This window comes from Paracoccus caeni, from assembly GCF_016629665.1.
In the GTDB taxonomy this organism is placed as follows: domain Bacteria; phylum Pseudomonadota; class Alphaproteobacteria; order Rhodobacterales; family Rhodobacteraceae; genus Paracoccus; species Paracoccus caeni.
In genome coordinates, this window is sequence record NZ_JAEPRQ010000001.1 from 904239 (window position 1) to 917748 (window position 13510).

10 protein-coding genes are annotated in these 13510 nt (G+C 60.2%); all 10 read left to right on the forward strand.

Annotation, left to right across the window (positions count from 1 at the left end; all coding sequences use genetic code 11):
* Positions 1-156 precede the first annotated feature (156 nt).
* The 10 genes from secE to rpoC all read left to right on the forward strand — a co-directional run bounded on the left by secE (position 157) and on the right by rpoC (position 13492).
* Positions 157-381 (forward strand): preprotein translocase subunit SecE, encoded by a 225-nt coding sequence (secE, locus tag JJJ17_RS04330; protein ID WP_200684029.1) that lies wholly within the window; start codon positions 157-159, stop codon positions 379-381.
* A 173-nt stretch (positions 382-554) separates the two neighbouring features.
* Positions 555-1091: a transcription termination/antitermination protein NusG gene (gene nusG / locus JJJ17_RS04335; protein WP_200684031.1), complete on the forward strand. Its 537-nt coding sequence runs from the start codon at positions 555-557 to the stop codon at positions 1089-1091.
* Between the two features lie 102 nt (positions 1092-1193).
* Positions 1194-1646 carry a 50S ribosomal protein L11 gene (gene rplK, locus JJJ17_RS04340; RefSeq protein ID WP_200684033.1) on the forward strand — a complete coding sequence of 151 codons (453 nt, stop codon included), beginning with the start codon at positions 1194-1196 and terminating at the stop codon, positions 1644-1646.
* Between the two features lie 3 nt (positions 1647-1649).
* A complete protein-coding gene (gene rplA, locus JJJ17_RS04345) occupies positions 1650-2348 on the forward strand; it encodes a 50S ribosomal protein L1 (RefSeq protein ID WP_200684035.1) in 699 nt (232 codons plus the stop codon).
* Between the two features lie 159 nt (positions 2349-2507).
* Positions 2508-2996 carry a hypothetical protein gene (locus JJJ17_RS04350; protein WP_200684037.1) on the forward strand — a complete coding sequence of 163 codons (489 nt, stop codon included), beginning with the start codon at positions 2508-2510 and terminating at the stop codon, positions 2994-2996.
* Positions 2997-3452: 456 nt separating this feature from the next.
* Complete coding sequence (rplJ, locus tag JJJ17_RS04355; RefSeq protein ID WP_200684038.1) at positions 3453-3968, forward strand: 50S ribosomal protein L10; 516 nt, start codon at positions 3453-3455, stop codon at positions 3966-3968.
* A gap of 64 nt (positions 3969-4032) precedes the next feature.
* On the forward strand, positions 4033-4407 hold the full coding sequence (gene rplL / locus JJJ17_RS04360; protein ID WP_200684039.1) for a 50S ribosomal protein L7/L12: 375 nt from the start codon (positions 4033-4035) through the stop codon (positions 4405-4407).
* A gap of 238 nt (positions 4408-4645) precedes the next feature.
* Entirely contained in the window at positions 4646-8791 is a 4146-nt protein-coding gene (rpoB, locus tag JJJ17_RS04365) for a DNA-directed RNA polymerase subunit beta (RefSeq protein WP_200684040.1), read from the forward strand.
* Complete coding sequence (locus tag JJJ17_RS04370; protein WP_200684041.1) at positions 8788-9138, forward strand: hypothetical protein; 351 nt, start codon at positions 8788-8790, stop codon at positions 9136-9138. The genes rpoB and JJJ17_RS04370 overlap by 4 nt, the downstream gene beginning before the upstream one ends.
* Before the next feature lie 109 nt (positions 9139-9247).
* Positions 9248-13492 (forward strand): DNA-directed RNA polymerase subunit beta', encoded by a 4245-nt coding sequence (gene rpoC / locus JJJ17_RS04375; protein WP_200684042.1) that lies wholly within the window; start codon positions 9248-9250, stop codon positions 13490-13492.
* The last annotated feature ends 18 nt before the right edge of the window (positions 13493-13510 follow it).

The following is a 13510-nucleotide window of genomic DNA, read 5'->3' on the forward strand; positions in this document are numbered from 1 at the left end:
AAGTGAAAAATCGAAAAATATGACGAGACAGGAAAAATAATCGACAATAATACATAAATCATTTCACAATATGGAATGATGTAAACGGCCCCTCACGACGCTTTCATTGCCGCCGACACGCGGGGCAGGGTTGAAATGCACTGACCTGCGGGATAGATGGGCAAGGCAATTCTGAAGGAGCCGCCCGTGGCCAATCCCGTCCAGTTCATCAATCAGGTCCGCGCCGAGGGCGCCAAGATCGTCTGGCCGACGCGCCGCGAAGTGATCACGACGACGATCATGGTGTTCATTCTTGCCGCGCTGTTCAGCGTGTTCTTTTTCCTCGTGGATCTGGCGATCCGCTTTGGAATCACCGAAGGCCTGCGCCTGATCAGCGGCTGATCGGGGCTTGCATTCGCGAGCAGGGGGCGTTATTCGCGCCTGACTGTCCGGCGAACGGCGTGCATCCACTGCGCATGCGCGCCGATTTCAATTTGCCCGGACGCATTTGAATTTCCGAGGGTTGCATGCAAGACGTGTGATTCTCTCAGGACGAACAGGGGTCGATCGGAAACATGGCAAAGCGTTGGTATTCTGTCAGCGTCCTGTCGAACTTCGAAAAGAAGGTCGCCGAGGCGATTCGTCAGGCCGTCGCCGAAAAAGGTCTGGAAGACCAGATCGACGAGGTGCTGGTCCCGACCGAGGAAGTGATCGAGATCCGCCGCGGCAAGAAGGTGACTTCCGAGCGTCGTTTCATGCCCGGCTATGTGCTGGTGCGGATGGAGATGTCGGACCGGACCTACCATCTGGTGAACTCGATCAACCGGGTCACCGGGTTTCTGGGCGCGCAGGGCAAGCCGATGCCGATGCGCGACGATGAAGTGAATGCGATGCTGAACCGTGGCGGTTCGGGCGAGGCCGCAGCGCCACGCAACCTGATCCGCTTCGATATCGGCGAAAAGGTGAATGTGACCGACGGCCCGTTCGAGGGCTTCTCGGGCATGGTCGAAGAGGTTGACGAAGTGTCGGCCCGGATCAAGGTCACCGTCTCGATCTTTGGCCGGCCCACGCCGGTCGAACTGGAATTCACGCAGGTCGCCAAGTCCGCGTGATGGGTCGCGGGAGGTGCCGGTCCTTTGGGATCGGGCCGCACCGCTAAGTCTGCCCCATGAAGCCCAATGACGGGCGGGGCGTGATGATAAGGAGAAGGCCAGATGGCCAAGAAAGTCGTCGGGCAGCTTAAGCTGCAAATCAAGGCGGGTCAGGCGAACCCGTCGCCCCCCGTTGGCCCCGCACTGGGTCAGCGCGGTATCAACATCATGGAATTCTGCAAGGCGTTCAACGCCAAGACGCAGGAAATGGAACAGGGTTCGCCTGTTCCGGTCGTGATCACCTATTACGCCGATAAATCCTTCACCTTCGACACGAAGACGGCGCCTGCCTCGTTCCTGTTGAAAAAGGCCGCTGGCCTGAAGCCGGTCGGCAAGCGTAACCGCGCCAAAGGGTCGGAAAAGCCGGGCCGTGCGGTTGCCGGTTCCGTGACCGTCAAACAGGTTCGCGAGATTGCCGAAGCCAAAATGGCTGACCTGTCGGCGAATGACGTTGATCAGGCCATGAAAATCATCATGGGCTCGGCCAAGTCGATCGGTATCGAGGTGAAAGGCTAAGCCATGGCAAAGATTTCGAAAAAGAAAGCTACGGCCCGCGCCGCCTTTGACGGCAAGTCGAACCTGAGCGTTGAAGATGCGGTCAACCTGGTCAAAGGCGCTGCCTCGGCCAAGTTCGACGAAACCGTCGAGATCGCGCTGAACCTGGGCGTCGATCCGCGCCACGCCGACCAGATGGTCCGTGGCGTTGTCACCCTGCCCGCAGGGACCGGCAAGGACGTTCGCGTCGCTGTGTTCGCCCGTGGTCCGAAGGCTGACGAAGCCAAGGAAGCTGGTGCGGATATCGTTGGTGCGGAAGACCTGATGGAGACCATCCAGTCGGGCAAGATCGAATTCGATCGCTGCATCGCGACCCCGGACATGATGCCGCTGGTCGGCCGTCTGGGCAAAATCCTTGGCCCGCGCAACCTGATGCCGAACCCGAAAGTCGGCACGGTGACCGTGGACGTGGCCAATGCCGTGAAAGCTGCCAAAGGTGGTGAAGTCCAGTTCAAAGCCGAAAAAGCCGGTGTGGTTCACGCTGGTATCGGCAAGGTGTCGTTCGACGCCGACAAACTGGCTGAAAACCTGCGCGCCTTCGTGGACGCGGTCAGCAAAGCCAAGCCCTCGGGCGCGAAAGGGACTTATCTGAAGAAAGTCTCGATCAGCTCGACGATGGGGCCGGGCGTTTCGGTTGATGTCGTTTCGGCGACCGCCAACTGATCGCAGATCAGATGATTTTGAAGGGGCGGGCCGAAAGGTCCGCCTTTTTCTTTTGCCGGTCGTCGCGCGGGCGCGGCGGGGGCGAAGAAGAATCCAGTGGCGGGAAACCTGGGCCGGTCATAGCGTCAGCCTCAGTATTCTTTGAGGGCTGATTCTATCATGATGCAGACTGGCTTGGGCCTGATGCCCCGTCTTGGCGCGATGCTGATGGCGGTGGTGGTGACGCTGATCCCGATCGCCTCGGGCGCGCAGCAATTGGCGGCATTGCGCGCCAGCGATGCGATGAAATATTTCGACGCGATCTGCGGCGGCACGCTTCCGAATTTCGAGAATGCGCCTGCCGCGCTTCAGCAGAACGGCTTTCAGCAATATAGCACCGGGACATGGTATCTGCCGGATCAGTCGGTCTCGATCAAAATCATTGAGGGGCCGGGTATGGGGCGGACCTGCTCGTTCGTGGCCAATTCGACGGATGGCGAGGCCGGGATCAAGGCCGCTGTGGCGGCGTCCCTGCCGGGCATCGATCAGACCGCTCCGGGTCTTGCGCTTTATCCGAAAACGCAGGCGCTGGTTCAGTTGAACCCGCAGATGGGGCGGATGGGCGACGTGACGATCTTTGGCCTGCAGATGCTGTCCGACCGGAAATAGGGCGGGGCGCGGCCGGGGTTGCATGATTGCCACGGCCAAGCGCAATCCTTGCCCCGGCAACGGCCAGCGCGCGTTGTCGGTGTACGCGCTGTGCACATCCTGTGCATGCGCGGTGGACGCCCTGTGCCGCGGTTTTCCCAATAATTGCTGGTGCCAAGCGAAATCTGCATCGACAAGCGCGCAATCGCGGAGATTCGACTTCACATTCGCGCGGAATCTGTCTAATTAAGCCCCTTGATCCGCGCGCAGGTAGCAATCTGCGCGTGTATCGATTCGTCCGAGACGGTGGGTGCCGGCCCTTAAGCCAGCTTAATTTCCTGCCTGAGATGGGAACAAGCATTTTTCCGAAGGTCAAGACTTTCGGGCGATCTTGTCCCTTAGCGGACTCGCCCCGGTCACAGTCGTGCCCGGGACAAAGTGAGAGCCGGGGGGAAACCCCCAACTTGGAGTGAAACCGTGGATAGAGCACAAAAAGAACAGGTGGTCGAGGAACTCGGCCAGATCTTTGAAAGCTCTGGCGTCGTGGTGGTTGCCCACTACGAAGGGATGACGGTTGCACATATGCAGGACCTCCGCTCGCGCATGCGCGAAGCCGGTGGTTCGGTTCGCGTTGCCAAGAACAAGCTCGCCAAGATCGCCCTTGAAGGTAAGGCCTGCGCAAGCATCGCCGACTATCTGACGGGCATGACCGTAATCACCTATTCGGAAGATCCGACCGCTGCAGCGCGGATCGCCGACAAATACGCCAAGGACAACGAGAAATTCGTGATCCTGGGCGGTGCAATGGGTGACTCGGCCCTTGATCCGGCCGGTGTGAAAGCCGTCGCCTCGATGCCGTCGCGTGAAGAGCTTATCGCTCAGATCGTGTCCGCCATCGGCGCGCCTGCCAGCAACATCGCCGGTGCGATTGGCGCACCTGCTTCGAACATCGCGGGCATCCTCACGACTCTGGAAGAGCGTGAGGCTGCGTGACGCAACCTTTTCCCGTCGAGGACTTGAAACCCGACGTTGGAACATTAACTGAGAGAACGGAAAAATGGCTGATCTGAAAAAACTCGCCGAAGAAATCGTGGGCCTGACCCTGCTGGAAGCCCAGGAACTGAAAACCATCCTGAAAGACGAATACGGCATCGAGCCCGCCGCTGGTGGTGCTGTCATGGTTGCCGGTCCGGCTGCTGGTGGCGCTGAAGCCGCTGAAGAAAAAACCGAATTCGACGTCGTTCTGACCGACGCCGGCGCGAACAAGATCAACGTGATCAAAGAAGTTCGCGGCATCACCGGTCTGGGCCTGAAAGAAGCCAAAGACCTGGTCGAAGCTGGCGGCAAGGTCAAAGAAGGCGTTTCGAAAGCCGAAGCAGACGACCTGAAAGCGAAGCTGGAAGCAGCTGGCGCGAAAGTCGAACTGAAGTAATCGGCCTTTTGGCTGGTTGAATAAGGGCAGGGTCCGGTTTTTCCGGTCCCTGCCGAACCTGTCTTGAAGGACGGTTTGCGGCTTTCGCAGCGTCAGACCTTCCCTCAGGGCATGTTCGAGGTTCGGGAGTTGTGCGGTGGGACGCACGACACGAATGGAACCTCACCCCTACATTCGTAGGCGCAATCCGGGGGCCCCGACCCGGAATGCGCGCGAAGACGAAAGGTGACGAGACCCCATGGCGCAAGCTTATGTCGGCCAGAAGCGTATCCGGCGCTACTATGGCAACATCCGTGAAGTTCTGGAAATGCCGAACCTCATCGAGGTTCAGAAATCCTCTTACGACCTGTTCTTGAACTCCGGTGAAGGCATCGGACACAATGACGGCGACGGGATTCAGGGCGTTTTCCAGTCGGTTTTCCCGATCAAGGATTTCAACGAAACCGCAACCCTGGAATTCGTGAAATACGAGCTGGAAAAGCCGAAATACGATGTCGACGAATGCCAGCAGCGCGACATGACCTACGCCGCACCGCTGAAGGTGACGCTGCGTCTGATCGTGTTCGATGTTGACGAAAATACCGGCGCGAAATCGGTCAAGGACATCAAGGAACAGGACGTGTTCATGGGCGATATGCCCCTGATGACGCAGAACGGGACGTTCATCGTGAACGGGACCGAACGCGTCGTCGTGTCCCAGATGCACCGTTCGCCCGGCGTGTTCTTTGACCACGACCGCGGCAAGACTCATTCCTCGGGCAAACTGCTGTTCGCCTGCCGCATCATTCCCTATCGCGGCTCGTGGCTGGACTTTGAATTCGACGCCAAGGATCTGGTATTCGCGCGGATCGACCGCCGCCGGAAACTGCCGGTGACGACCCTGCTCTATGCGCTTGGCATGGATCAGGAAGCGATCATGGACGCCTTCTACGACACCGTGGATTACAGCCTGCGCAAATCGGGGCGCGAGCAAGGCTGGGTCACGCGCTTCTTCCCGGAACGCGTGCGCGGCACCCGTCCGGCCTATGATCTGGTCAATGCCGATACCGGCGAGATCATCACCAAGGCTGGCGAGAAGGTCACCCCGCGTCTGGTGAAGAAATTCGTTGAATCGGGCGAAGACGTGAACCTGCTGGTCCCGTTCGAGCGGATCATCGGCCGTTTCGTCGCCAAGGATCTGGTCAATGACGAGACCGGCTTCATCTATGCCGAAGCCGGTGACGAAATCACCGCAGAATATGACCGTGATGGCGAATTGAACGGTGGCCTGCTCAAGGTTCTGCTGGACAATGGCATCACCGATGTTCCGGTTCTGGATATCGACCACGTCAATGTCGGTCCCTACATCCGCAACACCATGGCTGCCGACAAGAACATGGGCCGCGAAGGCGCGCTGATGGATATCTATCGCGTCATGCGTCCGGGCGAGCCGCCCACAGTCGAGGCTGCCTCGACCCTGTTCAACAGCCTGTTCTTTGACAGCGAGCGTTATGATCTGTCCGCCGTTGGCCGGGTCAAGATGAACATGCGTCTGGATCTGGATGCGCCGGACACGCAGCGTACGCTGCGTCACGAAGACATCGTGGCCTGTGTTCGCGGTCTGGTGGAACTGCGCGACGGCAAGGGCGAGATCGACGATATCGATCACCTCGGCAACCGTCGTGTCCGTTCGGTCGGCGAGCTGATGGAAAACCAGTATCGCGTCGGCCTGTTGCGTATGGAGCGAGCGATCCGCGAGCGGATGTCGGGCGTCGAGATCGACACCGTCATGCCGCAGGATCTGATCAACGCGAAACCGGCGGCTGCGGCTGTCCGCGAATTCTTCGGCTCGTCGCAGCTGTCGCAGTTCATGGACCAGACTAACCCGCTGTCGGAAGTGACGCACAAGCGTCGTCTGTCGGCCCTTGGGCCGGGCGGTCTGACGCGCGAGCGTGCAGGCTTCGAGGTTCGCGACGTTCACCCGACCCATTATGGCCGGATGTGCCCGATTGAGACGCCGGAAGGTCAGAACATCGGTCTGATCAACAGCCTTGCGACCTTTGCCCGCGTCAACAAATACGGCTTTATCGAGACCCCCTACCGCAAGGTTGTGGAAGGTAAGGTCACCGATGACGTGGTCTATATGTCCGCGACCGAGGAAATGCGTCACACCGTGGCGCAGGCCAACGCGACGCTGGATGCCGATGGCAACTTCGTGGATGAGCTGATCTCGACCCGTCAATCGGGCGACTTCATGCTGAACCCGGTCGATGCCGTCGATCTGATCGACGTGTCGCCGAAACAGTTGGTGTCGGTCGCTGCCGCGCTGATTCCGTTCCTTGAAAACGACGACGCCAACCGCGCCTTGATGGGCTCGAACATGCAACGTCAGGCCGTGCCGCTGCTGCGGGCCGAGGCTCCGTTTGTGGGCACCGGCATGGAAGCCGTGGTTGCGCGTGACTCGGGTGCGGCAATCACCGCGCGTCGTGGCGGGATCATCGATCAGGTTGACGCACAGCGGATCGTTGTTCGTGCGACCGAAGATCTGGGTGCGGGCGATGCTGGCGTCGACATCTATCGTCTGCGCAAGTTCAAGCGTTCGAACCAATCCTCGACCATCAACCAACGTCCGTTGGTCAAGGTCGGTGAAAAGGTCGCCAAGGCTCAGGTCATCGCTGACGGTCCCTCGACCGATCAGGGCGAACTGGCCATCGGCCGGAACGTGGTCGTCGCGTTCATGCCGTGGAACGGCTACAACTACGAGGACTCGATCCTGATTTCCGAGCGGATTCACCGCGACGACGTGTTCACCTCGATCCATATCGACGAATACGAAGTGGCGGCCCGCGACACGAAGCTGGGGCCGGAAGAGATCACTCGCGACATCCCGAACGTCGGTGAAGAGGCGCTGCGCAACCTTGATGAGGCTGGCATCGTCTATATCGGCGCCGAGGTTGGGCCGGGCGATATTCTGGTGGGCAAGATCACTCCGAAGGGCGAAAGCCCGATGACGCCGGAAGAAAAACTTCTGCGCGCCATCTTCGGGGAAAAGGCGTCCGACGTGCGCGATACCTCGCTGCGTCTGCCGCCGGGTGCCTACGGGACCATCGTTGAGGTTCGCGTCTTCAACCGCCACGGCGTCGACAAGGACGAACGTGCGCTGCAGATCGAGCGTGAGGAAGTCGAGCGTCTGGCCCGTGACCGGGACGACGAATTGGCGATCCTTGACCGCAACATCTATGCGCGTCTGAAGTCGCTGATCCTTGGCAAGGTTGCCGTGAAGGGTCCGAAAGGCATCAAGCCGTCCTCGGACATCACCGAGGATCTGCTGGGCACGCTGAGCCGTGGTCAGTGGTGGCAGCTTGCCGTCAGCGAAGAGGACACCGCCAAGGAAGTCGAGGCGCTGAACCAGCAATACGACGCCCAGAAAAAGGCGCTGGACAACCGCTTTGACGACAAGGTCGAAAAAGTCCGTCAGGGCGACGACCTGCCGCCGGGCGTGATGAAGATGGTCAAGGTGTTCGTGGCTGTGAAGCGCAAGCTTCAGGCCGGGGACAAGATGGCCGGTCGTCACGGCAACAAGGGTGTGGTGTCGAAGGTTGTCCCAATCGAGGACATGCCGTTCCTTGCGGATGGTACCCCGGTTGACCTGGTGCTGAACCCGCTGGGCGTGCCGTCGCGGATGAACGTCGGTCAGATCCTTGAAACCCACATGGGTTGGGCATCGCGCGGTCTTGGCATCAAGATCGACGAGGCACTGGAAGATTATCGCCGCAATGGCGACATGACACCGGTGCGCGAGGCGATGAAGATCGGCTATGGCGACGACATGTATGCCGAGACCTTCGAGGGTATGGATGATGCAACGCTGGTCGAGCACGCGGATACCGTGCGCGCCGGTGTGCCGATCGCCACGCCGGTCTTCGACGGTGCCAAGGAAGCCGATGTCAACGACGCGCTGACCCGTGCAGGGTTCGACACGTCGGGTCAGTCGGTGGTCTTCGATGGCCGCACGGGCGAGCAATTCGCCCGCAAGGTCACCGTCGGGATGAAGTATGTCCTGAAGCTGCACCACCTTGTCGACGACAAGATGCACGCCCGTTCGACCGGCCCGTACAGCCTTGTGACCCAGCAGCCGCTGGGCGGTAAGGCGCAGTTCGGTGGCCAGCGTCTTGGGGAGATGGAGGTCTGGGCTCTGGAAGCCTATGGCGCCGCCTATACCCTGCAAGAGATGCTGACCGTCAAATCGGACGACGTTGCCGGACGGACCAAGGTCTACGAGTCCATCGTCAAGGGCGAGGACAATTTCGAGGCTGGCGTCCCTGAGTCGTTCAACGTGCTGGTGAAAGAGGTCCGCGGTTTGGGCCTCAACATGGAGCTGTTGGATGCGGAGGAAGAAGAGTGAGGGCATTTTCCGCTATAGCGGGAACGACCACGGTGCTTTTTGTTGCCAGCTGCTCCAGTGTCCCTGACTGGAGCGAGCTGGAGCAGAGGCCTCGGGATGCCGCACCGATCGGGGTGATGGAATGCCAGCCGCGAAAGCCGGGAATCGGCGGTGCATCGATCTTCGAGCGGACCGAGCCGATTTGCCAAGAGCGGGCCGAGCAACTTTGCGCCAAGGAAGACCGTCCGCTGATCCGTTTCGGCAAGGTCACTGCGCAAGCACAACGGCTGCTCGGTCCGGATGGCGAAGGGCGTGCGAATGCGACGCATTTCTTCCAGTGCGGCCCCTCGTCAAAGAGGGTGCAGTAATGGTCCGTCGCCGGTCTTTTCTCATCGCTGCGTCCAGCGCCGCGCTTAATGAACCTGAACTCCTGGATGCCGGCTATGCCGGCGCCCATATCTGACAAGGATAGGAAGTATGAACCAGGAACTCGCCACCAATCCCCTGAACCCGCTGGCTCCGCCGCGGCAGTTCGACGAAATCAAGATCTCGCTGGCCTCGCCCGAAGAAATTCTGGCCTGGTCGTTCGGCGAGGTGAAGAAGCCTGAAACCATCAACTACCGCACGTTCAAACCGGAACGTGACGGTCTGTTCTGCGCGCGCATCTTTGGTCCGATCAAGGACTACGAATGTCTGTGCGGCAAATACAAGCGGATGAAATATCGCGGCCTCGTCTGCGAGAAATGCGGTGTTGAAGTCACGCTGCAAAAGGTTCGCCGTGAACGGATGGGCCATATCGAACTGGCCGCCCCGGTTGCGCATATCTGGTTCCTGAAGTCGCTGCCGTCGCGCATCGGCCTGATGCTGGACATGACGCTGCGCGATCTGGAGCGGATCCTCTATTTCGAAAACTACGTCGTGATCGAGCCGGGTCTGACCGACCTGACCTATGGCCAGTTGCTGAGCGAAGAGGAATTCCTTGACGCGCAGGACAATTATGGCGCCGACGCATTCCAGGCCGATATCGGCGCGGAAGCGATCCGGTCCATGCTGGCCAATATCGATCTGTCGGCAACCGCCGATCAGCTTCGCGAAGATCTGAAAGAGGCGACGGGCGAACTGAAGCCGAAGAAGATCATCAAGCGGCTGAAGATCGTCGAGAGCTTCCTTGAATCGGGCAACCGTCCCGAATGGATGGTGCTGACCGTGATTCCGGTCATTCCGCCGGAACTGCGTCCGCTGGTTCCGCTGGATGGCGGCCGTTTCGCGACCTCGGATCTGAACGATCTGTATCGCCGCGTCATCAACCGGAACAACCGTCTGAAGCGCCTGATCGAGCTTCGCGCGCCCGATATCATCGTCCGCAACGAAAAGCGGATGTTGCAGGAATCGGTCGATGCGCTGTTCGACAACGGCCGTCGTGGCCGCGTCATCACCGGCAACAACCGTCGCCCGCTGAAGTCGCTGTCCGATATGCTGAAGGGCAAACAGGGCCGCTTCCGTCAGAACCTTCTGGGCAAGCGCGTGGACTTTTCGGGTCGTTCGGTCATCGTGACCGGCCCGGAACTGAAGCTGCATCAATGCGGCCTGCCGAAGAAGATGGCGTTGGAGCTGTTCAAGCCGTTCATCTATTCGCGGCTTGAGGCGAAGGGGCTGTCCTCGACCGTCAAGCAGGCGAAGAAGCTGGTCGAGAAAGAGCGTCCCGAGGTCTGGGATATTCTGGACGAGGTCATCCGTGAGCATCCGGTTCTCTTGAACCGCGCGCCCACGCTGCACCGTCTGGGCATTCAGGCGTTCGAGCCGATCCTGATCGAAGGCAAGGCGATCCAGCTTCACCCGCTGGTCTGTTCGGCCTTCAACGCCGACTTCGACGGCGACCAGATGGCTGTCCACGTTCCGCTGTCGCTGGAAGCGCAGTTGGAAGCGCGCGTGCTGATGATGTCGACGAACAACGTGTTGTCGCCCGCCAACGGTGCGCCGATCATCGTTCCGTCGCAGGACATGATCCTTGGCCTCTACTATGTCTCGATGCAACGCGACGGCATGAAAGGTGAGGGCATGGCCTTCGCCACCGTCGATGAGGTCGAGCATGCCCTTGCCGCAGGCGAGGTGCATCTGCACGCCAAGATCACCGCACGGGTCAAGCAGATCGACGACAACGGCAACGAAGTCATCAAGCGCTTCGAGACCACGCCGGGTCGTCTGCGTCTGGGCAGCCTGCTGCCGATGAACGCGAAAGCGCCGTTCGAGCTGGTCAACCGCCTGCTGCGCAAGAAAGACGTGCAGCACGTCATCGATACCGTTTACCGCTACTGCGGTCAGAAGGAATCGGTGATCTTCTGTGACCAGATCATGGGTCTGGGCTTCCGCGAGGCGTTCCGTGCCGGCATCAGCTTCGGCAAGGACGACATGGTCGTTCCCGACAACAAGTGGACGATCGTTGAGGAAGTTCAGGATCAGGTCAAAGAGTTCGAACAGCAATATCTGGACGGCCTGATCACGCAGGGCGAAAAGTACAACAAGGTGGTCGATGCCTGGTCGAAATGTAACGACCGCGTCACCGACGCCATGATGTCCACTATCGCTGCCACCCGGAAGGACGAGAACGGGGCCGAAATGGAACCGAACTCGGTCTATATGATGGCCCATTCCGGGGCGCGTGGTTCGACCAACCAGATGAAGCAGCTGGGCGGGATGCGCGGCCTGATGGCCAAGCCGAACGGCGAGATCATCGAGACGCCGATCATCTCGAACTTCAAGGAAGGTCTGACCGTTCTTGAATACTTCAACTCGACCCACGGCGCCCGGAAGGGTCTGTCGGATACCGCGTTGAAGACAGCGAACTCGGGTTACCTGACCCGTCGTCTGGTGGACGTGGCACAGGACTGCATCATCCGCGAGCATGATTGCGGCACTGATCGTGCGATCACCGCGACTGCGGCGGTCAATGACGGTGAAGTCATCAGCCCGCTGTCCGAGCGTGTTCTGGGCCGCACCGCTGCCGAAGACGTGCTGGTTCCGGGTGAGGACGAAATCATCGTCCGCACCGGCGAGCTGATCGACGAACGCAAGGCCGACGCCATCGAGTCGGCGGGCGTGCAGTCGGTCCGCATCCGCTCGGCTCTGACCTGTGAGTCCGAGGACGGCATCTGTGCGCTCTGCTATGGTCGCGACCTTGCACGCGGCACGCTGGTCAATATCGGTGAAGCTGTCGGCATCATCGCCGCGCAGTCCATCGGTGAGCCCGGCACGCAGCTGACGATGCGGACCTTCCACATCGGCGGTATCGCTCAGGGTGGTCAGCAGTCGTTCCAGGCCGCGTCGCATGAAGGCACGGTTCAGTTCCGCAACGAAAGCGTGCTGACGAACGCCAATGGCGAGCAGGTGGTGATGGCCCGCAACATGCAGCTGATCATCGTCGATGATCAGGGGCAGGAGCGTGCGAACCACAAGCTGTTCTACGGCTCGAAGCTGTTCGTGAAGGAAGGCGAGCGGGTGATCCGCGGTGCCAAACTTTACGAATGGGACCCCTATACCCTGCCGATCATCGCCGAAAAGGGCGGTGCGGCGCGGTTCGTCGATCTGATCACCGGCCTTTCGGTCCGGGACGAGACCGACGATGCAACCGGCATGACGCAGAAGATCGTGACCGATTGGCGCTCGGCGCCGAAAGGCAACGAACTGAAGCCCGAGATCATCATCATGGATGAGAACGGCGAGCCGGTCCGCAACGAGCAGGGTAATCCGGTCAGCTATCCGATGTCGGTGGATGCAATTCTGTCGATCGAGGATGGCCAGGAGATCCGTCCGGGCGATGTCGTTGCGCGTATCCCGCGCGAAGGCGCTCGCACCAAGGACATCACCGGGGGTCTGCCGCGCGTGGCGGAACTGTTCGAAGCCCGTCGTCCGAAAGATCACGCGATCATCGCCGAAATCGATGGTTACGTGCGCTTCGGCAAGGACTACAAGAACAAGCGTCGCATCGCGATCGAGCCGTCGGAAGAGGGTCACGAGCCCGTCGAATACATGGTGCCGAAAGGCAAGCACATCCCGGTGCAGGAAGGCGACTTCGTGCAGAAGGGTGACTACATCATGGACGGCAACCCGGCGCCGCATGACATCCTGCGGATCATGGGGATCGAGGCTCTGGCCGACTACCTCATCGACGAGGTTCAGGACGTCTATCGTCTGCAAGGTGTGAAGATCAACGACAAGCACATCGAGGTGATCGTTCGCCAGATGCTGCAGAAGATCGAGATCATCGACAGCGGCGAAACGACGCTTCTGAAGGGCGAGCATGTCGAGCGTGACGAGTTCGAGGAAGAGAATGCCAAGATCGAAGCACGCGGCGGCCGTCCGGCCGTGGGCGAGCCGGTTCTTCTGGGCATCACCAAGGCGTCGCTGCAAACCCGCAGCTTCATCTCGGCCGCCTCGTTCCAGGAAACGACCCGCGTGCTGACCGAGGCTGCCGTTCAGGGCAAGCGCGACAAGCTGGTCGGGCTGAAAGAGAACGTCATCGTCGGCCGTCTGATCCCGGCAGGGACGGGTGGTGCCACCGCCCGCGTCCGCCGCATCGCGACCGAACGCGACAACGAAGTGATAGAGGCACGTCGCGCCGAGGCGGAAACCGCCGCTGCGCTGGCCGCCCCGGTCATCGAGGAAGTCGCCGAGGACGTGGTCGAGAACATGGTCGCCGATCTTCCCGAGAACAGCGACTCGTGATCTTTCCGCAATGAATTG